Raw genomic sequence first — 23,801 nt, 5'->3', positions numbered from 1 at the left:
CCGGGGCGGCCCGGCGGGTGGTGCGGGCGTGCGTTCATCGCGATAGGTGAACGGGTTTCAGTGCCGGTAGGGCCTTAAACGGCACACCGGGGCTGTTTGCCGGGCCCAGTGTCACGGCGTGTAGCCGATATCGGCCCCGCGCGGGTCCCGGGAGCCCGGCGGAGGGGGCCGGGCGGCCCCGCGCCCGCCCCCACGGCCGAGTCGAACACCCCGATCAGGCACGAACAGGGCATACCGTTCCGAGAACCTGTTCTGGAACCGCGCTCTTCGTCGCCCCGGGGCCGCCAAGAGTGTCGCTGGGCGCGTTTCCCGCCCCCGCCCGCACCTAACGCGGAGTATCCACCCAGGTCACAGGTCTGGCGGGGTTCACCGTGCCGACCCGGCGGCCGCCACGGGGGCGGAAGAGCGCGAACCCCGGTGCCGCGCCGCCTTCCCGGACCGCGAGGGGCCCGCCGCCCGGCTCGCTCCGTCGCCGCTGCTTCTCCTCGCACTCCGGCGGCCCGGCGCCCGGCAAGCAGCCTTGAGCGGGGCACCAGCCGGGGCACCAGCCGGCCCCGTCGCCGCTCCTCCGGCGACCACCCGCACGCCCGCCACCCGACAGCGCTACCGGAAGTGCTGCCGACCTCTCCTCGCCGCCGCTTTCCGCCTTGTGCCCCGGCGGCCCGGATGACGGCCGGGGCCGGGGAGCGGGGCACCAGCTGTGCCGTCGTTGCTGATCAGGGTGACCATCCACGCGCCGGGCGGCCGACAGCGCTTCCGGAAGTGCCGCCGACTTCTCCTCGTCGCCGCCTTCCACCTCACGCCCCGGCGGCCCGCCGCCCGGCCGGTGCCCGCAAGCGGGGTACCTGCCGGACCTGCCGCCTCTGCAGCCGCTTCGGTAGTCTCCACGGCATGCCGACCGCCGTCTTCGACCAGATCGTCGTCAATGCCGCCGCCCCGGCCGAGCTGGCCCGGTTCTGGGGCGGGCTCCTCGGGGCCGACCCCGTCGACCGGGGGGACGGGTGGTCCTACCTGCCCGCCGCCCCCGACCGCCCGCGGATCTCGTTCCAGCCCGCCCCCGGGCCCGCCCCCGACGGGTTCCGGTTCCACCTGGACGTGCGGGTCGAGGACATCGCCGCCGCCGCGCGCGGCGCGCAGCAGCGGGGCGCCACCGTGGAGGGGCCCGTCGTCACCGACGCGCAGGGCTCCTTTCAGCGGATGCTCGACCCCGAGGGCAACGTGTTCTGCCTGACGTCCGGCTGAGCCGCGGCCCCCGCCTCCTCCGCCCGGCCCGGTAGCGGGACGCTCCACCGCAGCAGAGTGCCCCCGGTCAGGCTGGGCTCGGCGCTGAACGTGCCGCCCAGGTCCCGCGCGCGCTCCTCCAGGTTGCGCAGGCCGCTGCGCCGCCCGCACGGCTCGATGCCCTTGCCGTTGTCGCTCACGTGCAAGGTGACGTGCGTGTCCACGTCCACCGACACGTGCACCTCGGTGGCGTGCGCGTGCCGGGCCACGTTGGACAGCGCCTCGCCCAGCACCGCCAGAAGCTGCTCGGCCACCTGTTCGGGCACCGACGCGTCGATCGGCCCCTCCAGCCGCACCCCCGGCTGGCAGCCCAGCGAGCGGGCCGCCCCCTCGGCGGCGTCCAGGATCCGCCCGCGAAGCGAGTAGTCGCTGCGCGTCGGCGGGGTCTGCAGCGCGAACACCGTGGAGCGGATCTCCCGGATCGTCTCGTCGAGGTCGTCGATGGTGTGCTGGATCCTGTCCCGCGCCTGCGGGGCGTCCACCAGCCGCAGCGTGCTCATCAGCGTCATCGCCGAGGCGAACATCCGCTGGATGACCACGTCGTGCAGGTCCTTGGCGATGCGGTCGCGGTCCTCCAGCACCACCAGCCGCTCGGCGTCCCGGCGGGCCTCGGCCAGCTCCAGGGCGACCGCCGCCTGCCCGGCGAACGCGTCGATCATGTGCCGGGTGGTGGCCCCGAACGGGGAGCTGACCCCCTTCTTGGCGAGCAGCAGCACCCCGCGCGTGCGGTCCGGGGTACCCAGCGGCACCAGCAGCCCCGGCCCGAAGCCGCGGTGGGTGAGCATCGGGCAGTCGGCGTGCCGCAGGTCCGGGATGGTGACCGCCTCGCCGTGCCGGTACACCGCGCCGCACGCGGTCTGCGACACCGCCAGCGGGGTGCCCAGGATCTCCCCCGCCACCGGCCCGTCGGCGATCTGCGCGACCAGCTCCCGCCCGCGCGGCTCGGGCAGCAGCACCACGGCGATGTCGGCCCCGGCCATCTCGCGGGCGTTGCGGGCCAGCAGCCCCAGCACGTCGTGCGGGTCGTCCCCGGACAGCAGCCGGGTGGTGATCTCGGTCGAGGCCGACAGCCACCGTTCGCGCCGCCGGGTCTCCTCGTACAGCCGAGCGTTCTCGATGGCCACACCCGCGGCGGTGGCCAGCGCCGTCACCACGGCCTCGTCGTCCTCGTCGAACTGGCCGGCGCCGCGCTTCTCGGTCAGGTAGAGGTTGCCGAACACCTCGTCGCGCACCTGGATCGGGACGCCCAGGAAGGAGCGCATCGGCGGGTGCCCGTCGGGGAACCCGTGCCGCCCGGGGTGGCGGGACAGGTCGCTCAGCCGGAGCGGGCGGCGCTCCCGGGTGGGCACCGCCAGCAGGCCCTCCCCGTGCGGGAACCGGCTCACCCTGACCGCCTGCTCCTCGGTCAGGCCCACCGGGATGAACTCGCTGAACCGGCCGTCCTCCCCGATGACGCCGAGCCCGGCGTAGCGGGCGTCCACCAGGTCGGCGGCGGCCTGGGTGAGGCGCCGCAGCACGGTTCCCAGGTCGAGCTCCCGGCCGATGGACAGCACGGCCTCCAGCAGCGAGTGCACGCGGTCCCGGCTGCTCAGCTCCGTCTGCAGCCGGGTGTTCAGCTCGGCCAGCAGCTCGTCGAGGCTGGTCCGCGGGCGCGGGGTGGCTTCGGGGAGTTCGGGCACAGGTCCTACCTCCGACCGTCACGCTATCGGTGCGACTCGCTTCCCACCGTGAAAATTACCGGCATTCGTGACGGAGCGTCCCCGCGGCCGGGGGAGGCGATCCGTTCCGGTGCGGCCCGTGACGGAAAAAATTAGTGATCAGGGTTGTCCGTATAGGGGTTCATGCTACGGTCGCGTTCAGAATTCGGGCCGCCCCCGCGGGCCCGACGCTCTCCGACCGTATTCCTCCCTCCGCCGAATCGAGGACCCGCGATGCGATGCACGGAAAGGCCGGGACGCGCGATGCGCGCGCTGGCCGCCGTGCGCGCCGGAACCGCGGGGACCGCGCGGAGGACCCTGTGCGTCGCCGGGTTCGTGGCGGCCGCGTGGCTGGCGGGTTCCGCCGCGGCCGCGGCCGACGACGGCCCCGGCGCGGGCGGCCCGAAGGCCGTCGGCGGTGCGGGCGGCGCCGAGGCGTCCGCCCCTGCCGCTCCCGGCGCAGGCGGCCCCTCCGGCGGGAATGGTGCCCAGCCGGGCGGCGGCCAAGGGGAGAAGGGCCGGAACGGCTCGGGCGCGAACGGCTCCCAGAAGCCTTCGGGCGGTAACGGGGCCGCAGGCCGGGCGCAGCAGTCCGGGGCCGCACCGGCGGCCTCCGGGCAGAAGGCGCCCGCCGCAACGGCACCCGCGCCGAAGAGCGCGCAGTCGAACCCCGCCCCGCAGGGCGGCGGCGCCCAGGAGGCCCCGAAGCAGGCCGCAGGCGGCTCCGGGAAGCCCGGGAACTTCGGCAAGCCTGAGAGCGCCGGTGAAGGCGCCAAGGGCGGCGAGACCGGCAAGGGCGCCAAGCCGCGCGGGTCGGTCACCGGCACGGCGAACGCGGCCGTTTCGGCGGTCGGCGACGTGGCGGGGCTGGGCCCCGAGCACCCGAAGGCCGGAGGCCCGGACAAGGCCGTCGGCAACGGAAACGGCAACGGCGACAAGGGCGGCCGCGGTGCGGCCGCTCCGGGTGCCGGGCGCCTGCTGAACGGGCTCGGCCAGCGCGGCGCCGCCGCCCTCGGCGCCGCCGACGTGCCGCGCAAGGCCCTCGGGGCGGCCCGGGACGCCGTGGACGCCGCTGACGTGCGCCGCGGTGGCGACCGGGACGAGCGCGCCGACGGCGACGAGCGCGAGCGCGCCGACGGGCGCGACGAGGACGATGCCGCCGGAACGGCGCACGCCCCCGCCTCCCGCGGCTGCCAACACGACTACGGCTCCCCCGCCCCCGTGCGGGCCGGGGACGCCGTCCCGGCGGAGACCGACGTCCCCGCCGCCCCCACCGAGGCCGACCGCGGCGCTCCCGCCGCCCACCAGGCCTCTCCCCTGGCCGTCGGCGCCTCGGCGTCCGGCGGCGCCCCGCCCGCCGTCGCGGGCTACCTCCCCGCGGCCGTCGCGCCGCGCCTCTCGGCCGGCCTGCCCGGCACCCCCGGCGTCCCCGCCGCGGTCGTGCCCCAGGACCCCGCCGACGAGCCGGGTGTCTCCCCGGACTAGCACCTCCGCCTGACGGGCCGCGTCACCCCGTGCCGTGAGAGCACGGGCCGATCTGGACGCGGCGTCCCGGCACCCGCCTGGTACCGCACCGCCTGACCGCCCAGCGCCGCAGAGCCCTGGGGGCCGACGTGAGCTCCTCCCGCCGGGAGGGTTCACGCCGGCCGGCGGTCCGCCAGACCCGCCGGACGGCCCCGACCCACAGGATCCCCGCCCACCAGGCGCGGGAGCCCGCGGACGGGGAGCCCGCAACCCCACCCACCGAGTGGCCGCGCAGCGCCGGAGGCCGGGCGCACGGCGGCGATCCCCACGTACAGCGACAGACCACACGATCCGGGAAGGATTTCCCATGTTCGAGTTCGCTCGGAATTCGGCGAAGGCCGTTCTGGTGGCGGCGGGCGCCGCCGGCTTCGCCGCCCTCGGCGCGGGTGCCGCGTCGGCCGCCCCCGTGGCCGCCCCGCAGGCGCTCACCCCGCTGACCGACGCCGCGCCGCTGATGGCCTCCGCGGCACTGGCGCCGGTCACCGCCCCGCTGGCCGCGGGCGAGGTGCCCGACATGGCGCGCACCGCGCCCGCGCCCGACACCCGCAACCTCGTCCTCGCCGGGTCCGACGCCTCCGGCGCGGGCGGCGCGGTGGAGCAGGGGATGAACACCCTGGACGGCGCCGTCGACCAGGCCCTGGGCCAGAACCCGACGGTCACGCAGCGCCAGAGCGCTCCGATCGGCGGAGGCGCCCTGGCCGGGAACCCGGTCCCGGGGCTGAACGGGACGGCGCACAGCACCGTGAACCGCGTGCTGAACGGGAACGGGGCGCTGAAGCCCCTGCGCGCCCACCAGTCCGCGCCGCTGGCCGGAAACCCGGTCGAGAGCCACCCGGCGGAGAGCCTGAACGGCCTCGTGCACGGGACGGTCAACAGCACCCCCAAGGGCAACCCCGCCCCCGGCGCCGGGCCCGCGGTGCGCGGGGTCGCGGACACCGTCTCCGACATGGTCGTGGTGGCCGAGCAGGACGACCCGCGCAAGCTGACCTCGGCCGAGCAGGGTGCCTCCGGCGACCTGGTGGGCGGCGTCGCCGACCAGGCCGAGGGCGCGGTCGGCACCGTCCTGCCGAACACCGCCGAGGAGCTGGACGCCATGTCCGAGGAGCCGCCGGTCACGGTCGACCGGGACGGTGTCGCCGACACGGTCGCGGGCCTGCCCACCGACAAGCTGTCGGCGGACGAGCTGCCCGCCCCCGAGTCCCTCCCGACCGAGGGCCTGCCGACGGACGCCGTGACCGAGGGCGCGCTGCCCGGGGTCGGCGGCGGCCTGCCCGCGGAGGGCGCGCCCTCCGACGGCCTGAACACCGACGTGGCCGACGGCCTGTCGGTCGGCCCTGAGCTGCCCGCCGTCGGCGGGGCCCAGGAGGCGCCTCTGGGCTAGTTCCCCCCAGGCCGTGCGTCCCGCGTGTCTCCGTCCACCGCGGGATGCACGACGGCCCTGGGCGGTGCGCGACCGGCCCCGGCGAGCGGGGCGTCCGGCTGGGTTGTGGGGACCCTCCGGACGGAGTTGCCGGAGCCTGGTCGCCCGCTCAGGGCCCCTAATGCCGCCCGCGGTGTCCGCTGGGACCGCGGGCGGCATTCTTATGGGCCGTGTCCGCTGGGGTGGTGGCACTTTTGCCGACNNCGGCCCCCGGCCGCCCGCCGGTCAGGGCTTGGAAGGCGGCCCGGTCCACCCCGGAACCGTAACCAGCGGGCCGACCCGGCCGGACAGAAGTTCCACCACTCCAGCGGACGCGGCCCTCTCATGCGCTCCCGCCCCCTTGGACTCGCGCCGGGACCCGTGTCGGTCTTTGAGGCGACGACGCTGAAAGCGCGCTCGTAGGGGTTCTCCCCAGATCGACCACGCAGAGGCCACGGCGTGGCGGGAAGGGGGCACACCCATGTCGATCGTCGGTCGGTCGTGTCCGCTGGAGCGGTGCCGTTACCGTCCGACCGAGGCCGGTGTGATCGCCACGGTCGTGGGGCGGCCTTATATGCGCGTTCTTCAGGCCGACTTCCCCGAGACTGACCAGGGGCCGCCGGGGGTTTCGGTCACTCGCCGACTCCGCCGGATTCTGTGACCGAAACGGGCGGCCCGCCCCGGTGGACAGAAGAGGGGCCCAGCCGGTCCGGACCGGCTGGGCCCCTTCAGGCCCCGCTGAGTGCCGCGTCGGCGGCGGCCGTCAGGCCCCGCCCCCGTCGGCGTCCTGCCCGGACGCCTCGTCGGAGCCGTCCCCGGAGGCGTCGTCCGCGCCGTCCCCGTCACCGGCCTCGTGCGGCTCGCCGTGCGGGGAGCCGGGGGTACCGGAGGACCCGGTGTCGGTCGGCTCGCCCGTCGCGCTCTCCTCCAGCCAGGTGTCCCAGTCACGGACCCAGAAGCCCCAGCCGTTGTCGACCTCCATCTCGCGGCCGCTGTTGATGATGTCGACCGGGTCGCCGGGCAGGGACTCGTCGTAGATCCACTGGGAGTCCGACACCGCCATGTTCACGCAGCCGTGGCTGGTGTTGGCCTCGCCCAGCATCCCGTTCCACGGGGCGCTGTGCAGGAACTCCCCCGAGTCGGAGATGCGGACCGCGAAGTCCACGACCTCCTCGTAGTAGTTCGGGTCGTCCTTGGAGACGCCGAGCGTGTCGTTGCTCATCCGGTAGTTCGTGTGCTTCTCCATCACCAGGTGCACGCCGCTGCGGGTGATGTAGGTGTGCTGGGTGTTCTGGCCCAGGCTGACCGGGAACTCCTTGAGCTTCTCGCCGTCGCGCTCCACCGTCATGTGGTGCTCGTCGTTGTCGATCTCCACGAGCTGCTCGCGGCCCACCTCGAACTCGATGGACTCGTTCTCCACCCCGTAGACCCCGTCGGAGGCCTGTACCCCCGCCAGGTTCAGGTCGACGGTGACCTTCTGGTGCGGCTCCCAGTACTCCTTGGGACGGAACACCGCGCGCTTGTCGCCGAACCAGTTCCACGCGCCCTCGGTCGGCTTCTCGGAGACGACGTCCATGGCGGCCTCGACCCGGTCCTTGTTCTCCACCGGCATGTCGAAGTCGATGACGACGGGCATGCCGACGCCGACCGTCTGCCCGTCGAGCAGCTGCCGCTCACGGGTGTCGGTCTTGACCTCCAGGCGCCGCCCCTCGACCGCCGGCTCCACCGTGAAGCGGCTGACCGCCTCGGTCTCCTCGCCGTCGGCGTTCTCGGCCACCGCCGTCACCGTGACGTCCGAGCCGGGGGTCAGCGTCCAGTCGCTGCTCCATTCGCTCTTCTTCTTGTTCAGCGACCCGGACATCGAGGTGTCGGCCTCGCCTTCGCCCTCGGGGTCGGCCTGCTCCACCACCACGTCGGTGATCTCGCCGTTCTCGGCGCTGACGGTGATGGGGGCGTCGGGGGCGACCGTCTCGGCCCCGTCCCCGGGGGCGATGGCCAGCTCGGCCGACTCGGCGGTGCCGGTCAGGTCGCCCTCGTCGCCGCCGGAGGTGCAGGCGGCCGCGGCGAGGACGACGGCCGCGGCGCCCAGCGCCGACAGGCGGCGGGGGGACAACAGGACGGGGCGGGGAGTCACTGGGGGTCCTCCAGGTCGTCGGGGCGGGGAGGGGCGGGTGCGTCGCGAGGGGCGGCACGCACTCCGTGCCCGTTCTGATCCCGCTTCGGGGGATTCGGTTCTAAAGGCGCGGAAATTTCCCGGTCCCATTCCACCAAAACCGGGTCCTCCCCGCCGAACGGGGGGTGGCGGGCGGCCGGTTCCGGCCGCCCGGCGGTCACTGCTCGTCGTCGCCGGTCCCTCGGCCGAGGCCGTCCCGGCAGGGGTCGGCGGTGGCGTCCCGGCCCTGGAGGCCGTCCTCCGGGGCGGTGTCACTGCCGCCGTCGTCGGACAGGGCGGACATCGGGACCACTCCGGTGCCGTCCCGGCCGTCCGAGGACGAGGGCTCGGCGCCCGGGGCGGGCGACGGCTCGGCCTCGGGCGGGTCCGACGGGCCGCCGCCGGGCTCCCCGTCGGCCTCCTCCCCCGGTCCGCTCTCCGGCGCCTGCCCGGGGTCGCGGTCCTCCTTGATGGCGGCGAACAGCGCGGCCGCCTCCTCCTCGCGCCAGACGACCCGGTTCGGGTCGCTGGGCGCCTGCGCCCACGGCACGGTGTAGAAGCCGATCTCGCCCATGTCCGCGTCGGCCAGCGTGGAGGCCAGCGAGACGAGCTTGTCCAGGCTCAGGTCCCTGTCGGTCGCGGTGTGCTCGGAGACCGAGCGCAGCAGGCCGTCCAGCCGCGCGGGGTCGGTCAGCACCCCGCCCTCGGTGACCTCCGAGGCCAGCGCCCCCAGGAACATCTGCTGGCGGTCGATGCGGCCGATGTCGCCGCCGTTGCCGATCTCGTAGCGGGCCCGCACGAACGCCAGCGACTCCTCCCCGTCCAGCGTCTGCTCCCCGGCGTCCAGGTCGAGTTGGGCGCGCTCGTCGTGCATCGGCTCGGGGATGCACATCCGCACCCCGCCGACGGCGTCGACCATGTCGCGGAAGCCCACGAAGCTCAGGTGCACGAAGTGGTCGATGCGCACGTCGGTCAGGGACTCGACGGTCTTGACCGCGCACGGCGGCCCGCCGTGGAACAGCGCCGCGTTGATCATCCCGTAGTAGCCGGGCGTGCCCTCGGCCTCGCCGTAGGGGGCGCACTCGGGCAGGCGCACCAGCGAGTCGCGCGGGAAGTTCACCACGGTCACCCGGCTGTCCGGGGAGATGTGCGCGAGCATCAGCGCGTCGGACCGCTCGCCGACGAAGTCCTTGCCGCCGTAGGCGGCGTTGCCGTCCTCGCGGTCGTCGGAGCCGATGAACAGGATGTTGATGTCGTCCCCGATCTTCTCGGGGCGCTCCTCGCCGTCGAGGGCGGCGTCCAGGTCGTGCTGGACCATGTCGGAGCGGAGCGAGCGGTAGTAGCCGTAGGCCGTGGCGGCCCCTGCGGCCAGTACGAGGGTGAGGGCGGCGGCGGTCCAGCCGAGCGCGCGGGCGAGCCGCCTGCGGCGGCGCCCCCGGGCCGGGGCCGGAGGGGGCGGCTCGCCGGGCGGCCGTCCCGCCGTGGCCTCCGCGGACGGTTCGCCCTCGCCGGGGCGGGTGGCGTCATCGGGCATCGGTGGGGATCTTCTCGACGTGAGCGTTGGACGGGGGTCCGTGCGGGTCGCGCCGCCGAGTGCGGGGGAGGGCCGACAGGACACGGGCGGACCATGGCGCGGCGGTGGGGATCGTCCTCCGCGGGTGAGCCGATCCTATGAGATGGACGGCCGGAATTGCGCGTGGAGGATGCCCGTATTCGGAATCGTTGCGCGGAATCCCGGTGGAAAGTCCGCGGGGCGCGCCCGGTCCGGGCGCGCCCCGCGCGGGCCAGCGGGCCGCCGTCACGCCCGGCGTGCGTACAGCCCGTCCGCCAGGTACACCAGGGCGGCCGCCACGACGATCTGCACGACCAGGACGAAGATCCACAGCGTCGTGAACAGCGAGGCGATCCAGCCGCCCACGAACGCGGCGACGATGCCCAACAGCAGGGTCAGCCAGATGGACAGGTGCTGCTTTCCGGGGACGACCAGGCGGCCCAGGGCCCCGATGATCAGTCCCACGACGATCGCGCTGATGATGCCGGTGATGGTCACGGCGTTCCCCCTTACATCGCACCGGATGGACCGGCGGGGCGCGGCCCCTGAGGGTGTTCCTTTCCGCGATCCGGCCCCGGAATGTGTGCCCGACGCCGCTTTTGTCGCTGTTGAAAACGCTGTGACCTGCGCTTTTAGAGCGTGGTTGAAGGGTGTGGCGGTGAGGTGAGGGCGGTCGGCACCATGGGTGGGGCGTGACCGCGCCGAACCCGACTCGCCGCACCGCGTGCAGGACGGGCACACGGGACGGCGTAGGTGTTCGCCGGACCCGGCCGGGGGCAGGGATGGGGGTGCCCCCGGCCGGAACATCCGACGGGCCTCACCCGCGCCGTCCGGCCCCGAGGAGCTCGGCGCCGGCCGTGGTCAGGGTGTGCAGGACGTGGTTGCGGTCGCGGGTGCTGACGATGAGCCCCGACTCGCGCAGCACGCGGGTGTGGTGGCTGGCCGCCGCGGGGGAGATGTGCAGCCGCGCCGCCAGCTCGTTGGTGGTCACCCCGTCGGCGACCGCCGTGAGCGCCGCCGCACGGGTGGCGCCCAGCAGGTTCCCCAGTATCCGCTCCTCCCCCGAGGACAGCAGGTTCTCCTTGCGGGTGCGGTACACGCCGTTGTGCATGGGGTAGACGAGCACCGGCGGCAGCTCCGGGTCGGCCAGCGCCACCGGGTACTTCCAGCAGAAGTAGGACGGGATGAGCCGCAGGCCGCGTCCGCGCAGGTACAGGTCGATGTCCTCGCCGCCGGGGTAGACGACGCTGAGCACCGGCTGCTCCCAGCGCATGAGCGGCTCGAAGCCGTGCAGCAGGCCGTGCACCCCGCCGTTGAGCACGTCCCGGGAGCGGCGCACCCGGTCGGCGTCGACGTCGGCGTGCAGGTCGTTCCAGAACGGCTCCAGGGCGACGCGGCGGTAGTCGCGGAGGGACTCGGCGAGCTCCCGGCGGGCCCGCCGGTCGCCGTCGGCCAGCGAGCGCGCCCACGCGCCCAGGCCGTCGCCCATGGTGGCCACGATGCCGAGCTGGGCGTCGAGTTCCTTGCGGGGGAGCCCCTCGATCGCTTCCACCGCGGCCTCGAAGCCGTGCCGCCCCTCGTCGGGGGTGAGGAAGTCGGGGAAGTACATCGACTGCGGGGCGATGGGGATGAGTCGGTTCTTCACGTCGGGGGTCAGGCCCGTGGAGGCGAGGCGTTCCCGGGCGGAGGCGTACCAGCAGTCGACGAGGGTGCGGCCCCGGCGGTTCTGCAGCCGGTGAAGGCTGAGGACGAGTTCCCACATGGGGTCCGCGCCGGCCGCGACACTGGTGCGGGCGAGGTCCGCGTCGGTGAAGTGGATGCGCAGCATCGGTGTCTGAATCTCCGCGATGGCCGGGCGGGGTTCGCCCATCGTGACAGGTCAGAGCCCCTTGCCACCAGCCGGAGCAAGGTCGTGGCGGGTAAGGGGCGCCTCTGTGTTCCTTTGAGCGGTCAGACGCGGCCGATGTGTCAGGCGTTCCCATGATCGTCCCAGAACGAACCGTGGGCCGTCCTGGGATGAAAGGATCACTCCTTCCAGAAGTCGCTGTCCTCGGGGTCCTTGGTGCGGGCCTTGGTGCGCGGGCGGCGGCCCGGTTTGCGGGCGGACGAGGCGGACGTCTCGGACGGGCCCGAGGGGTCCGACGGCCCCGACGAGGTGGATGCGGTGGAGTCGGCGGAGGGTTCCTCCCCGGTGCCGGCGGACCCGCCCGGTTCCGCCGCGGGCTCGGCGGAGCGGGGGCCCGACGCGGCCGAGACCGCGGCGGCGCCGTCGGCGGCGCGCCCCGGAAGGGACCCGGAGCGGATGCTCAGCGCCTCGTCCTCCACGTCCAGCATCTTCTGCATGGCCTGCGGGGCGGCCGGGACCTTCTCGCCGCGGAAGTGGGCGCCCAGCACCTCCAGGGCGTGGTCGCAGAGCATCCGGCGCCCCGGCGCGGCGCGCTGGCCGCTGAGCTCCTGGAGCTCGGTCAGGTGGAGTTCGCGCAGCAGCCGCACCGCGTCGCGGATGCGCTCGCGGGTGCGGCGGTCGGCCAGGGCCACCGCCAGCGTCTCGGCCTCGGCCAGCCCGGCCGAGGGGCCCTCGCCCATCAGGGCGGCGTCGCGTTCGGCGATGAACAGGCCGGTCAGGCGGCGGGTGGATTCGCGGGCGACGGCCCTGGACTCACCGCGGTTGGCGTGGCGGGTCTGGAGCCAGGTGACGGTCGCGCTGCTGGCGAGGCTTATGGCGCCACCGGTCAGCACGAGGAGGAACTCGTCCATGGCGTTCTCCAAAGAAGGGGGAGCGGGTGGTGCGGCAGCATTCGCGAACCAGAGGCGAATTGTCAAGTTTCCTGGGCCTTCTGCGGGCCCGGAAACACGTGTCGTTCCGCGCCCGGACACCATCCCCGCTGCACGAGGGGACCCCCGTGCCGTATGTCCTCTTCCGCGCCGTGCACAGGGCCGGAGCCGTGCCCGCCATGGCGCCGCCCGCGACGGCGCCCCGCTCTCCCCGGTGTCGGCCGACCGGACCGCGCCGGTCGGCCGACACCCGTCCGCGCGCCCTTCGGCGGCCGACGGGGAATGAGGTGAGGGGGAGGACCGCACGGCCCTCCCCCTCGGTGTGGCTGGTCTTCGGGTCAGTGCGCCACGGCCTTCTCGGCCCCGGCGCCGGTGAGCGAGCGGACCTCCATCTCGGCCTGCTTGTCCGGGTCGGCCTTCTCCTTGGACAGCATGGTGCCCAGCCAGCCCAGCAGGAACGACAGCGGGATGGACACCAGGCCCGGGTTGCTCAGCGGGAAGAAGGCGAAGTCCGCGCCGGGGATCATCGCCGTCTCGCTGCCGGACACCGCCGGGGAGAAGACGATCAGCAGGATCGCGGCGGCCAGGCCGCCGTACATGCTCCACAGCGCGCCGGTGGTGTTGAACCGCTTCCAGAACAGCGTGTACAGGATCGTCGGCAGGTTGGCCGAGGCCGCCACCGCGAACGCCAGGGCCACCAGGAACGCGACGTTCTGGTTCTTGGCCAGGATGCCCCCGGCGATCGCGCAGGCGCCGATCACCAGCGCCGTGATCCGGGCCACCTTCACCTCGTTGATCGCCGAGGAGTCCTTGCCCTTGCGGATCACGTTGACGTAGACGTCGTGCGCGAAGGAGGCCGAGGCGGTGATGGTCAGCCCGGCGACGACCGCGAGGATCGTCGCGAACGCCACCGCGGCGATGAACCCGAGCAGCAGCGGGCCGCCCAGCGCCAGCGCCAGCAGCGGCGCCGCCGCGTTCGCCCCGCCCGGCGCCGAGGAGATCTCCTCGGGGCCCACCAGCGCGCCCGCGCCGTACCCGAGCACCAGGGTGAACAGGTAGAACAGGCCGATCAGGGAGATCGCCCAGACGACCGAGCGGCGGGCCTCCTTGGCGGTGGGCACGGTGTAGAACCGCATCAGCACGTGCGGCAGACCCGCGGTGCCCAGCACCAGGGCCAGCGCCAGGGAGATGAAGTCCATCTGGGTCAGGATGCTCTCGCCGTACTTGACGCCGGGGGCCAGCAGGTCCCGGCCCGCGCCGTCGGGCTGCGCCGCCGCCCGCCCGAGCAGCTCGGACAGGTTGAAGCCGTACAGGCCGAGCACCCACACCGTCATCACCAGCGCACCCGCGATCAGCAGGCCCGCCTTGATGATCTGCACCCAGGTGGTGCCCTTCATGCCGCCGATGAGGACGTAGAGGATCATCACCACGCCCACCACGGCGATCACGATGGCCTGGCCGACCTCGCCCTCGATGCCCATCAGCAGGTTGACCAGGCTGCCCCCGCCCGCCATCTGCGCCAGCAGGTAGAAGAAGGAGACCGCCAGGGTGGCCAGCGCGGCGGCGGCCCGGACCGGGCGCTGGCGCATCCGGAAGGCCAGCACGTCGCCCATGGTGAACTTGCCGGTGTTGCGCAGCAGCTCGGCCACGAGCAGCAGCGCCACCAGCCAGGCCACCAGGAAGCCGACGGAGTACAGGAAGCCGTCGTAGCCGTTGATCGCGATGGCGCCGCAGATGCCCAGGAACGAGGCGGCCGACAGGTAGTCCCCGGCGATCGCGAACCCGTTCTGCGGGCCGGTGAAGGAGCGCCCGGCGGCGTAGTAGTCGGCGGCGGTGTTGGTGTTGCGGCTGGCCCGGAAGACGATGAACAGGGTCACCGCCACGAACAGGCCGAAGATGCTCATGTTGAGCACCGGGTTGATCTCGCTCATCGGTCCTCCCCCTCGCCGTCGGTCCGCCCGCCGCCGGGGCCGCCCTCGATCCGTCCGCGCAGCCGGTCGGCCATGGGGTCCAGCCGCCGGTTGGCGTAGCTCGCGTACAGGCCGGTGATCACGAACGTCGTCACGAACTGGAGCAGGCCGAAGACGATGCCGACGTTGACGTTCCCGGCCACCGGGGTGGACATGAAGCCGGGGGCGAACACCGCCAGCAGCACGTACAGCAGGTACCAGGCGAGGAAGAACGCCGTCAGGGGGAACACGAAGACCCGGAGCCGCCGCCGGAGCTCGGTGAACTCCGGCCCCGCCTGGACCTCGCGCCACTGGTCGGCGGGTGTCCCTCCGACGTCGCGCTCATAGCCGGTTCCGGTCACGCTGCACCTCCAGGGGATGGGCGAATGTGCTCCGCGCCACAGTAAGGAGCAGGTGGTGGGCCGCGTAACCTGTCGGGGGCGGAAGCGCTCCCGCGTGCGCCGAGCGGTCGACGAGCGGTCGGCCGGGCGCGACGAGCGGTGGGCCCTCGGAACCGTTCGGCCCCACCGGTACGGTCCCCGACCTCGCCGGGTCCGCCCTCCGGCCCTCGCTCCGGACCGGGCCCGCGGTCAGCCGGCGGTGCGCACCGGTGCGCTGCTCCGCCCGGCGGCCCGGCCGCTGAGCTCGGCGTCCAGCGTCTCCTGCGCCTCGCGCATGCCCGCGGCGTACGAGGGCTCCCCGAGGCGCCGCCACACCTCGGCCTCGGTGACGTCCTCCAGGTGGGCGGTCACCCACCAGATGTTGCCGAAGGGGTCCTTGACCCGTCCGCCGCGCTGCCCGAAGGCGTCGTCGTCCACGGGGGTGACCAGGGTGCCGCCCGCGTCGAGCGCCCGGATCTCCCCGTGGCCGATCCGGCCGTCCTCGGTCGGCACCCGTCCGATCTCCTCGCCGCCGAACGCTTCGGCGACGAAGGTGAAGAAGGCCCCCGTATCGTCGGTGACGACCCAGGGGGCGACGGAGGTGTACCCCGCGGGTGCCGCACCGGACCTCTGCTCGTCCATGAATCTCCTCCACGCCGGTCGATTCCGCCGGTCCGCCCTCCACCGGGCAGGGTCGGCGGCGACGCTATCGGCGATCGAGGACGCAGTGTGTCCGCGATGGGCCGGGTTCCGACGGCGTCCGCCGGAGCGGTGCGGCTTTCGGCGGTGGCCCGGCCGAGGTGCGGGGCGGCGGTCAGGGCTTGGAAACCGTGCCAGGCCGCCCCGAGAGCCGTAACGACCAAGCTGACCCGGTCGGACGGGCACCACACCACTCCAATGGACGCGCCCCGGGGTCGGTCACGTCCTCGGGGGTGGTGTCCTTTCCCTTCGACCCGGCGATGATCTCGGCGATGGTGCTGTCAAATCAGCGGTTTTGACGGCACTTCCGTCGAGATCATCGCCGAGGACGCACGGTGTGCGGCGTGAGAGTCACACCCCTTCGACGGGCGCGGCCGGGGCCTCGGAGCCGAGGCGTCGGGCGCGCCTCAGCGCAGGGACGGGCCGCGGTGGTCGTCGTCCAGATGCAGCCGCAGTACCGCGGTGCGCGCCCACGCCGGGGGGCGCCCGGCCAGCGACACCGCCACCATCACCGCGAACGCCAACGGGACCGTCCACAGCCCGGGCTGGGCCACCAGCACCCCCGCCCACCCCGGCACCTGCGGGCCGAACAGGGCCACCGCGATCGCCCCGGACGAGGCCGCCAGCCCGGCCGCCACCCCGGCCAGGGCCCCCGCCGGGGTCAGCCGCCGCCACCAGATGCCCAGTACCAGCAGCGGGCAGAACGTCGAGGCCGCCACCGTGAAACCCCAGGTGACCAGGATGCCCGCGTCGATCCCGGCCGCGAACAGGGCGGGCGGCACCGCCACCGCCGCAGCCCCCAGCACGGCCGCGCGCAGCCGCCGCAGCCCGCCGGGCAGCAGGTCGTGCGCGACCGCCCCGGCCACCACCAGCAGCAGCCCCATCGAGGTGGCCAGGAACGCGGCGAACGCCCCCGCGGTCAGCAGCGCCGTCAGCAGCGTCCCCTGCCACCCCTGGTCCACCTGGGCGGGCAGCGCCACCACCGCCGTGTCGGTGGCCCCGGACAGGTACAGGTGCGGCACCAGCACCCGGGCCAGCGCCCCGTACACCCCCGGGAACAGGTAGAACACCCCCAGCAGCGCCACCGTGATGGCGGCGGTGCGGCGCGCCGAGCGCCCGTCCGGGCTGGTGTGGAAGCGCATGATGACGTGCGGCAGCCCCATGGTGCCCAGCACGGTGGCGGTCAGCACCGACACCGTGGACAGCAGCGGGTACCCGCCCCCGTCGGTGGTCAGCAGCGGCCGGTGCCAGTCGGGCCCGCCCGGCGGGGCGCTGCCCAGCACCGACGGCACCCGGCCGCCCTCCTCGAACACCAGCGTGCGCCCCGCGTCCACCCGGTGCTCGCCGACGTCCGCCTTCCACCGGGTGCCGTCCCGCTCGGTGATCACCACCGGCTCCTCCACCCGCAGCACCGCGCCGGTGCGGAAGGAGACCGACGTGTCGTGCTCGAACCGGGTGTACTCGCCCGGCTCCACCGCCTGGGCGCGCACGTCCGGCCCGGCCAGCGCCAGCAGCCACAGGGCGGGGACGATGAACAGCACCAGCTTCAGGCAGAACTGGAAGGCCTGCACGTAGGTGGCGGCGCGCATGCCGCCCAGCGCCAGCGCGGTGGCCACCACCGCACCGGCGATCACCACACCCACCCAGTAGGGGGTGGGGCTGACCGCGCTGAGCACCAGACCGGCGGTGCGCAGCTGCGGCACCAGGTACAGCCCGGCCACCACCAGCACCACCACCGCGCCCAGCCGCCGCAGCCAGGGCGAGCCCAGCCGCGCCTCGGCGAAGTCGGGCACGGTCAGCGCCCCCGACCGGCGCATCGGTGCGGCCACCAGCACCAGCATCGCCAGGTACCCGGCGGCGAACCCGACCGGGTACCACAGGGCCCCGGCGCCGTCCTTGAGCATCAGCCCGGCCACCCCGAGGAAGGAGGCGGCCGACAGGTACTCCCCCGACACCGCCGCCGAGTTGAGCAGCGGCGACACCCGGCGGGAGGCGACCAGGAAGTCGGAGGTGGTGCGCATGGCGGCCACCCCGCGCAGCCCGATGGCCAGGGTGACGAGCAGCAGGGGGACCAGCGCGGCGAGGGCGACCATCAGCGTCCGCGCTCGATCCGCTCGGCGCGCAGCAGCTGCCACAGGCCCACGGCCGCCATCGCCGGGTACGGCAGCGCGCCGATGACCACCCAGGAGGCGGGCACGCCCAGCAGGTGCACCGCGTCCAGGCCGGGGCGCGCCCACAGCAGCACCGGCAGCCCGACCACGACCAGGCCGGTGAGCATCAGCGCGGCCACCGCCTGGCGGCGCTGGCGGCGCAGCAGGTGTTCGGCGCGCTCGGCGTCGGCCGGGTCCAGGCGGGCCACCCGCCAGCGGCCGCGGGCCCGGCCGCGGGCGTGCGCGAGGCGGGTCTGGGGGCTGGTGACCGCCACCCGGCGGGGCCGCTCCATCAGGTGGGCCCACCCGGTCCGCCGCGGGCCGCCTGCAGCAGCCGCTCCCGCAGCTCGCGGGCGTGGCGGCGGCTGACCGGCACGTCGCCCACCTCGGTGCGGGCCAAAAGCTGGCCCGCGGTGTCGCTGTGCAGCTCGCGCACCGCGTCCAGGGCCACCAGGAAGCCGCGGTGCACCCGGCTGAACCCGCACCGCCCCCAGTACTCCTCCAGCCGGGACAGCGGCATCCGCACCAGGTGGGCGCCGCCGCGGGTGTGCAGCCGCACGTAGTCGCCGTTGGCCTCGGCGTAGAACACCTCGGTGCGGCGCACGTACCGGGTGCGCCCGGCGGTCTCCACCGGCAGCACCGGAAGCGGGTCGGGATCGGGGCGGGGGGCCGGGCCGGGCGCCGCCGCCCCGGGGGCGCTCCGCACGGTGCGGGCCACCTTGTCCAGGGCGGCGGCGAGCCGCTCGGCGCGCACGGGCTTGAGGAGGTAGTCGACGGCGCCGATGCCGTAGGCGGTGACCGCGTGCCGCTCGTGGGCGGTGACGAACACGATCGCGGGCGGCTCGCTGAGCCGGGACAGCAGCGAGCCCAGCTCCAGGCCGTCCAGGCCGGGCATGGAGATGTCCAGGAAGACGGCGTCGAACCGCCCGGCCTGGATCTGCTTCAGCGCGCCGATGGGGTCGTCGGCGGTGGCGGTCTCGGCGACGTCGGGGGAGGCGTCCAGCAGCCGGGCGAACTCCTCCAGGGCGGGCCGCACGTCGTCGACGGCGAGGACGCGCAGCCGGGCGGTGGGGCGGTGTGCGGGCGTCACGGCAGCACCCCCGGCTGGAAGCGGGGGACGCGCACCACGACCCGGGTCCCGGCGCCCTCCTCGGTCTCCACGACGAGGCCGTACCAGGGGCCGTAGACGTGGCGCAGGCGGCGGTCCACGTTGGACAGGCCCACGGCGTCGCCGTCCTCGCGCTCCCCGGACAGCACCTCGCGGGCGCGCTCAGGGGGCATTCCGGGGCCGTCGTCCTCCACGCCGATCACACAGTCGTTGCCCTCGGCCAGCCCGGACACCTGCACGAGGCCGGGGCCGCCGCCGGGCTCCACACCGTGCCGCACGGCGTTCTCCACCAAGGGCTGGAGCACCAGGTAGGGCACGGCGACGCCGAGGACCTCGGGGGCCACCCGCACCTGCACGCGCAGCCGGTCGCCGAGCAGCGCGCGCTGCAGCGCCAGGTAGGTCTCGATGGCGTGGAACTCCTCCGACACGGTGGTGTAGTCGCCGTGCCGGGCCAGGCTGTATCGGGTGTAGTCGGCGAAGTCGAGCATGAGCTCCTGGGCGCGGTCGGGGTCGGAGCGGACGAGGGAGGCGATCACGGTGAGCGCGTTGTAGACGAAGTGCGGGGAGATCTCGGCGCGCAGCGCGCGGAATTCGGCCTGGGCGGCGCGCTCCGCGGAGGCCTCCAGCCGCCCGCTCTCCAGCGCGCGGGCGACGAGCAGCGCCGCCTCCCGGACCGCGCGGGCACTGACGTCGCCGTGCACCAGCAGGGCCCCGGCGAGGTCGTCCCCGGCGTGCAGTGGGGCGGCCTGCAGGGGAGGGGAGCCGCGGGAGGCCTCCCCGCGCAGCACCGCCTCCAGCAGCGGCGCGGTCTCGGCGTGCTCGGCGCGGCGGCCGGACCAGATCGGCTGCCCGGACAGGTCGGCGAGCGCCAGCCCGCGCGCGCCCAGCAGGTGCCGAAGGTGACGGGCGGCCCCTCGGCTCCCGGGACCGTTGAGCCCGTGTTTGAGCCGCTCGGACACGCTCCGCGCCGCGACCAGGGTTGCGGTCGACTGGGTGTGGTCGGTCCGGGCGAGGAGCGGAGGCATGGCCGTCTTCCAGCGTCGTGGGCGTCGGAGGCGTCGCAGGGTGAGGTGGCAGGGCCGGGGTGATGTAGGACACCAACGTCTATGGATTCTAGGTGCCGGTATCGGAGGAAGGGAGAGCGGGATGCGGATGAACTGGGAGATCACCCCCATGGACGTGAGCGGACCGGAAGCGGTGGAGGTGCTGCGCGGGTATTACCGGGACATCGTCACCCGCTACTACGGCCGCCCGGCGGCCGAGGCCGACATCGACGCGGCGATGAAGGAGGAGCCGAGCGGGGCTCTCGCCCCGCCGAGCGGTCTGTTCCTGGTGGCCCGCGCCCCGGTGGGCGCGGAGGAATCGGTGGGTGCAGAGGGTGAAGAAGGCGCGGAGGGAGCGGAGGGGCGGGGCCCCGAGGGGCCTGTGGGCTGCGTGGGCCTGAAATGGTTCGACGGCGGCGCCGTCGCGGAGATCAAGCGCCTGTTCGTCCACCCCCGGGCGCGCGGCCTCGGCGGCGGGGCGCTGCTGCTGGAGGCGGCCGAACGGGCGGCAAAGGATGGCGGCGCCACTCTCGTGCGGCTCGACACGCGAAGCGACCTGGTCGAGGCGAGGAGGCTGTACGCCGCCAACGGCTACCAGGAGATCGCCCCCTTCAACGATGGTCCCTACGCGGACCACTGGTTCGCCAAGCACCTGTAGGGACCGCCGGGATTCCGCCGCTCCACGGAAGACCCCTCTTTTCGGTTCGGGTCCCCGAGGCACGGCGCCGAGACCAGACCGGCGCCCCGTGGGGCGGCACAACCGGTGGCGGGCGTGTGAGTGGTCGCCGTGTTGGGCGGCGACGGGCCCAGGAGGTACCCCGCTCACCGGCTCTGGCCGGGGGTCGGGCCGGTGGAGCATGAGGTGGAGGGCGGCGACGACGGAGGCCGGCGGCCCTCGGCGCAGCGTTGTCGGGTAACGGGCGTGTGCGTGGTCGCCGTTGATGGCGGCGACGGTGTGAACGGGGTGGTTTCCGGGCCCTGCCTGCCGGGCGCCGGGCCCCTCGCGGTCCGGGCGGGGCGGCGCGGCCGGGTGGGCGGGGGCTCCGGTGCNGTGAACGGGGTGGTTTCCGGGCCCTGCCTGCCGGGCGCCGGGCCCCTCGCGGTCCGGGCGGGGCGGCGCGGCCGGGTGGGCGGGGGCTCCGGTGCTCCTGTGCGGTGGGATCGCCGCCCGGCCGCCCCGGAAGCGGCGGTTCCGCGACGCAGGATGCCCCCCGGGGGGTGTCAGTAGGGCCCGGAAGGCGGGTTCCGGGCCGCCGCTACTGGCCCGGTGTCCGGTTCGCCCGATTCTCGGGGTGTCGCGGCGCGTCCCGCGCGCTGTTCGACGGCCGGGGCGGCATCGCGGGCGGTGCGGGCGTGCGTTCATCGCGATACCTGAACGGGTTTCGGGGGCGACAGGGCCTTAAACGGCACACCTGGGCCGTTTGCCGGGCCCGGTGTCACTGCGTGTAGCCGATATCGGCCCCGCGCGGGCACCGGGAGCCCGGCGGAAGGGCCTGGGGGCCCCGTGCCCGCCCCCGCGCCCGAGCCGAACATCCCAATTGGGCAGGAACGGGGCATTCCGTTCCGAGAACCTGTTCTGGAATCGCGGTGTTCGTCGCTCCGGGGCGTCCGCGGGCGTCGCTGGGCGTGCTTCCCGCTCCCGCTCGCACTTAACGCGGAGTGTTCTCCCAGGTCATGGCGCATGGAGGTTCTCGGTGCGGGTCGGAGGGCCGCCCCGGGGGGGCGAAGAGCGCGAACCCCGGTGCCGCGCCGCCCTCCCGGACCACGCCGCGCCGCCGTCCCGGACCGCGAGGGGCCCGCCGCCCGGCAGACAGGGTCCGGGAACCACCTCGCTGACCCCGTCGCCGCCCTCTGCCTCGCACTCGGCGGCCCGACGCCCGGCAAGCAGCACGGAGCGGGGCACCGGCCGGCCCCGTCGCCGCTAAGAACAGCAGCCATGCACACGCCTGCCACCCGGCAACGCTGCCGGAAGGGCCGCCGACCTCCTTCGCCGCCGCCCCCTACCCTGCGCCCCGCCAACCCGCCGCCCGGCCGGGGGCGGTGAGCGGGGCACCTGCTCGGCCGTCGCTGCCAAGTTCAGCGACCATCCGCACGCCCGCTACCCGACGGCGCTGCCGGAAGGGTCACCTGCCTTGGTCGTCGCCGCCTTCTCCCTTGCACCCCGGCGGCCCGCCGCCCGGCAAGCAGCCTTAAGCGGGGTACCTGCTGGTCCCGTCGTTGCCGAACCACGGCGACCGTCCGCACGCCTGTCGCCCGGCGATGCTGCCGTATGGGCCGCCGACCTGCATCGTCGCCGCGCTCACTTCCTTGCCGTGCCGGTCCGGGCCGTGAGGGGGCGCCATCTTCCGGGCAGGCCCGAGGGGCCGCCATCCCCAGGCGGGTCCGAGGGGCGGCCCCCGGTCGGGCCCAGGGGTCGCCCCGCTCCTTCTGTGCGCTCTTCACCTGCGGTGATGGGGGGCCACTCGGTGAAGTCGCCCTTGTGTTCATGTGGGAGGCATGCTTAAACTCACAGATAACCACATAGAAACACAGGAGAAACCACATGTACGGGGAAGAGCGGCGCCGGGCGATCCTGGAGTGGGCCCGGGAGGACGGGCGGGTGGAGGTCGCCGCGCTCGCTGAGGAGTTCGACGTCACGCACGAGACGGTGCGGCGCGACCTGACCGCCCTGGAGCGCTCCGGCGCCGTCCGGCGGGTGCACGGCGGCGCCATCCCCATCGAGCGCATCGGCTTCGAGCCCGCCCTGCCCCAGCGCGACACGCTGATGGCCGCCGAGAAGGACCGCATCGCCGAGGCCGCGCTCGCCGAGCTGCCCGACGAGGGCACCGTGCTGCTGGACGCCGGATCCACCACCCGCCGCCTGGCCGAGCGCCTCCCCCCGGGCCGCGAACTCACCGTCGTCACCAACTCGCTGCCCATCGCCGCGCTGGTCTCGGGCCGCCCCGGCATCACCCCCCTGCTCATCGGCGGCCGGGTGCGCCCCCGCACCCAGGCCGCCGTGGGCGGGTGGGCCCTGCGGGTGCTGGAGGAGGTCTACGTCGACGCCGCCTTCATCGCCACCAACGGCGTCTCCGTCGAGCGCGGCCTGACCACCCCCGACACCGCCGAGGCCGAGGCCAAGCGCCGGATGGTGCGTGCCGCCCGCCGCGTCGTCCTGCTGGCCGACCACACCAAGGTGGGCGACGACCGCTTCGCCCGCTTCGCCGACCTCGCCGACGTCGACTGCCTGGTCACCGACACCGGCCTCGACCCCCGCATGGCCGACGAGCTGGGCGCCGCCGGGCCGCGGGTGGTGCTGGCATGATCACCACCTTCACCGCCAACCCCAGCGTCGACCGGACGCTGGAGGTCGACGCGCTCGTGCCCGGCGCGGTGCTGCGCGCCCGCGGATGGGCCACCGACCCCGGCGGCAAGGGCGTGAACGTCTCCCGCGCCCTGCACCGCAACGGCGTGGCCACCACCGCCCTGCTCCCGCTCGGCGGCGCCCCCGGCCGCGAACTCGCCGCGCTCCTGGCCGAGCACGGCGTCCCCTGCGAACGGGTCGGCGTGTCCGCCCCCACCCGCAGCAACGTCACCCTCACCGACGCCGCCGGGACCACCACCAAGGTCAACATGCCCGGGGCGCCGCTCACCCCCGCCGAGACCGGCGCCCTGACGGACGCCGCCGAAGCGCTGCTGGCCGCCGGCCCCCGCTGGCTGGTGGCGGCCGGGAGCCTCCCCGAGGGCGCCCCCGACGCCCTGTACGCCCTGCTGGCCCGCTCCGCCGCCCGGTACGGCGTCCCCGTCGCGGTGGACACCTCCGGTCCCGCCCTGCGCGCCGCCGTCGAGGGCGGCGGCGTCGACCTGCTCAAACCCAACGAGGCCGAGCTGGCCGACCTGGTCGGCGAGGAGCTGTCCACCGTCGGCGACGCGGTGGCCGCCGCCCGCCGCGCCCTGGCCCCCGGCAACGGCGCGGTGCTGCTCACCCTCGGGCGGCACGGCGCCCTGCTGGTGGACCACGGCGGCGCCGCCTGGGCGGGCGGCCCCGCGCTCGCCCCGCGCAGCAGCGTCGGCGCCGGGGACTGCGCCCTGGCCGGGTACCTGTCCTCCTCC

Annotated in this window: 18 protein-coding genes and 1 pseudogene; 6 read left to right on the top strand and 13 right to left on the bottom strand. The window is 74.7% G+C overall.

Annotated features, from left to right (window positions below; genetic code table 11):
• Nucleotides 1-891: 891 nt before the first annotated feature.
• Nucleotides 892-1,242 (top strand): VOC family protein, encoded by a 351-nt coding sequence (locus tag D476_RS0123540; RefSeq protein ID WP_017626376.1) that lies wholly within the window; start codon nucleotides 892-894, stop codon nucleotides 1,240-1,242.
• On the opposite strand, the gene D476_RS0123535 is transcribed toward D476_RS0123540, so the two are convergent.
• Nucleotides 1,191-2,960, bottom strand: a complete 1,770-nt coding sequence (locus D476_RS0123535) for a sensor histidine kinase (RefSeq protein WP_017626375.1) — start codon at nucleotides 2,958-2,960, stop codon at nucleotides 1,191-1,193. The two genes, D476_RS0123540 and D476_RS0123535, sit on opposite strands and share 52 nt — an antisense overlap.
• A gap of 252 nt (nucleotides 2,961-3,212) precedes the next feature.
• Here D476_RS0123535 and D476_RS0123530 point away from each other — a divergent pair, with 252 nt between their 5' ends.
• Nucleotides 3,213-4,463 (top strand): hypothetical protein, encoded by a 1,251-nt coding sequence (locus D476_RS0123530; RefSeq protein WP_152529416.1) that lies wholly within the window; start codon nucleotides 3,213-3,215, stop codon nucleotides 4,461-4,463.
• 346 nt (nucleotides 4,464-4,809) lie between these two features.
• Nucleotides 4,810-5,883 carry a hypothetical protein gene (locus tag D476_RS0123525; RefSeq protein WP_017626373.1) on the top strand — a complete coding sequence of 358 codons (1,074 nt, stop codon included), beginning with the start codon at nucleotides 4,810-4,812 and terminating at the stop codon, nucleotides 5,881-5,883.
• 781 nt (nucleotides 5,884-6,664) lie between these two features.
• Here D476_RS0123525 and D476_RS34285 read toward each other — a convergent pair.
• The 12 genes from D476_RS34285 to D476_RS0123465 all read right to left on the bottom strand — a co-directional run bounded on the left by D476_RS34285 (nucleotide 6,665) and on the right by D476_RS0123465 (nucleotide 19,691).
• Complete coding sequence (locus tag D476_RS34285; RefSeq protein WP_020380486.1) at nucleotides 6,665-8,035, bottom strand: L,D-transpeptidase; 1,371 nt, start codon at nucleotides 8,033-8,035, stop codon at nucleotides 6,665-6,667.
• Between the two features lie 196 nt (nucleotides 8,036-8,231).
• Nucleotides 8,232-9,587 (bottom strand): LCP family protein, encoded by a 1,356-nt coding sequence (locus D476_RS0123515; RefSeq protein ID WP_017626371.1) that lies wholly within the window; start codon nucleotides 9,585-9,587, stop codon nucleotides 8,232-8,234.
• Nucleotides 9,588-9,851: 264 nt separating this feature from the next.
• Entirely contained in the window at nucleotides 9,852-10,103 is a 252-nt protein-coding gene (locus D476_RS0123510) for a GlsB/YeaQ/YmgE family stress response membrane protein (RefSeq protein WP_017626370.1), read from the bottom strand.
• 319 nt (nucleotides 10,104-10,422) lie between these two features.
• Entirely contained in the window at nucleotides 10,423-11,475 is a 1,053-nt protein-coding gene (locus D476_RS0123505; RefSeq protein WP_239648808.1) for an ArsR/SmtB family transcription factor, read from the bottom strand.
• 155 nt (nucleotides 11,476-11,630) lie between these two features.
• Nucleotides 11,631-12,362, bottom strand: coding sequence for a hypothetical protein (locus D476_RS0123500; protein WP_017626368.1), 732 nt, complete (start codon nucleotides 12,360-12,362; stop codon nucleotides 11,631-11,633).
• Between the two features lie 356 nt (nucleotides 12,363-12,718).
• Nucleotides 12,719-14,311, bottom strand: coding sequence for a solute symporter family protein (locus D476_RS0123495; RefSeq protein WP_017626367.1), 1,593 nt, complete (start codon nucleotides 14,309-14,311; stop codon nucleotides 12,719-12,721).
• Nucleotides 14,308-14,691 carry a DUF485 domain-containing protein gene (locus D476_RS0123490; protein WP_017626366.1) on the bottom strand — a complete coding sequence of 128 codons (384 nt, stop codon included), beginning with the start codon at nucleotides 14,689-14,691 and terminating at the stop codon, nucleotides 14,308-14,310. The genes D476_RS0123495 and D476_RS0123490 overlap by 4 nt, the downstream gene beginning before the upstream one ends.
• A 228-nt stretch (nucleotides 14,692-14,919) precedes the next feature.
• Entirely contained in the window at nucleotides 14,920-15,351 is a 432-nt protein-coding gene (locus D476_RS0123485) for a VOC family protein (protein WP_017626365.1), read from the bottom strand.
• Nucleotides 15,352-15,815: 464 nt separating this feature from the next.
• Nucleotides 15,816-17,501, bottom strand: a complete 1,686-nt coding sequence (locus D476_RS0123480; RefSeq protein ID WP_017626364.1) for a sodium/solute symporter — start codon at nucleotides 17,499-17,501, stop codon at nucleotides 15,816-15,818.
• Nucleotides 17,501-17,851 (bottom strand): hypothetical protein, encoded by a 351-nt coding sequence (locus tag D476_RS0123475; protein ID WP_017626363.1) that lies wholly within the window; start codon nucleotides 17,849-17,851, stop codon nucleotides 17,501-17,503. The genes D476_RS0123480 and D476_RS0123475 overlap by 1 nt, the downstream gene beginning before the upstream one ends.
• Nucleotides 17,851-18,648, bottom strand: coding sequence for a LytR/AlgR family response regulator transcription factor (locus tag D476_RS0123470; RefSeq protein WP_017626362.1), 798 nt, complete (start codon nucleotides 18,646-18,648; stop codon nucleotides 17,851-17,853). Before D476_RS0123470 ends, D476_RS0123475 begins: the two co-directional genes overlap by 1 nt.
• On the bottom strand, nucleotides 18,645-19,691 hold the full coding sequence (locus tag D476_RS0123465) for a sensor histidine kinase (RefSeq protein ID WP_017626361.1): 1,047 nt from the start codon (nucleotides 19,689-19,691) through the stop codon (nucleotides 18,645-18,647). The genes D476_RS0123470 and D476_RS0123465 overlap by 4 nt, the downstream gene beginning before the upstream one ends.
• 121 nt (nucleotides 19,692-19,812) lie before the next feature.
• Between D476_RS0123465 and D476_RS0123460 the strand changes: the two genes are divergently transcribed.
• The 3 genes and pseudogenes from D476_RS0123460 to D476_RS36615 all read left to right on the top strand — a co-directional run.
• Nucleotides 19,813-20,367: a GNAT family N-acetyltransferase gene (locus tag D476_RS0123460; protein ID WP_017626360.1), complete on the top strand. Its 555-nt coding sequence runs from the start codon at nucleotides 19,813-19,815 to the stop codon at nucleotides 20,365-20,367.
• Between the two features lie 1,884 nt (nucleotides 20,368-22,251).
• Complete coding sequence (locus D476_RS0123455) at nucleotides 22,252-23,013, top strand: DeoR/GlpR family DNA-binding transcription regulator (RefSeq protein WP_017626359.1); 762 nt, start codon at nucleotides 22,252-22,254, stop codon at nucleotides 23,011-23,013.
• Nucleotides 23,010-23,750 (top strand): annotated as a pseudogene (locus D476_RS36615) (1-phosphofructokinase family hexose kinase); the annotation flags it as partial. The gene D476_RS0123455 and the pseudogene D476_RS36615, both read left to right, overlap by 4 nt.
• Nucleotides 23,751-23,801: the final 51 nt, after the last annotated feature.

The sequence above is a fragment of the Nocardiopsis chromatogenes YIM 90109 genome (assembly GCF_000341185.1).
Lineage (GTDB): Bacteria > Actinomycetota > Actinomycetes > Streptosporangiales > Streptosporangiaceae > Nocardiopsis_A > Nocardiopsis_A chromatogenes.
Note: the sequence above shows the minus strand (reverse complement) of the source record. Positions and strands in the feature narration are given on the sequence as shown.

Excerpts from the sequence above, each read along its gene's own strand:
- D476_RS0123480 (WP_017626364.1), bottom strand. The coding sequence starts at position 17,501 with ATGGTCGCCCTCGCCGCGCTGGTCCCCCTGCTGCTCGTCACCCTGGCC.
- D476_RS0123540 (WP_017626376.1), top strand. The coding sequence starts at position 892 with ATGCCGACCGCCGTCTTCGACCAGATCGTCGTCAATGCCGCCGCCCCG.
- D476_RS0123495 (WP_017626367.1), bottom strand. The coding sequence starts at position 14,311 with ATGAGCGAGATCAACCCGGTGCTCAACATGAGCATCTTCGGCCTGTTC.
- D476_RS0123465 (WP_017626361.1), bottom strand. The coding sequence starts at position 19,691 with ATGCCTCCGCTCCTCGCCCGGACCGACCACACCCAGTCGACCGCAACC.
- D476_RS0123455 (WP_017626359.1), top strand. The coding sequence starts at position 22,252 with ATGTACGGGGAAGAGCGGCGCCGGGCGATCCTGGAGTGGGCCCGGGAG.
- D476_RS0123460 (WP_017626360.1), top strand. The coding sequence starts at position 19,813 with ATGCGGATGAACTGGGAGATCACCCCCATGGACGTGAGCGGACCGGAA.
- D476_RS0123475 (WP_017626363.1), bottom strand. The coding sequence starts at position 17,851 with ATGGAGCGGCCCCGCCGGGTGGCGGTCACCAGCCCCCAGACCCGCCTC.
- D476_RS0123515 (WP_017626371.1), bottom strand. The coding sequence starts at position 9,587 with ATGCCCGATGACGCCACCCGCCCCGGCGAGGGCGAACCGTCCGCGGAG.
- D476_RS0123485 (WP_017626365.1), bottom strand. The coding sequence starts at position 15,351 with ATGGACGAGCAGAGGTCCGGTGCGGCACCCGCGGGGTACACCTCCGTC.
- D476_RS0123505 (WP_239648808.1), bottom strand. The coding sequence starts at position 11,475 with ATGGGCGAACCCCGCCCGGCCATCGCGGAGATTCAGACACCGATGCTG.
- D476_RS0123525 (WP_017626373.1), top strand. The coding sequence starts at position 4,810 with ATGTTCGAGTTCGCTCGGAATTCGGCGAAGGCCGTTCTGGTGGCGGCG.
- D476_RS0123500 (WP_017626368.1), bottom strand. The coding sequence starts at position 12,362 with ATGGACGAGTTCCTCCTCGTGCTGACCGGTGGCGCCATAAGCCTCGCC.
- D476_RS0123530 (WP_152529416.1), top strand. The coding sequence starts at position 3,213 with ATGCGATGCACGGAAAGGCCGGGACGCGCGATGCGCGCGCTGGCCGCC.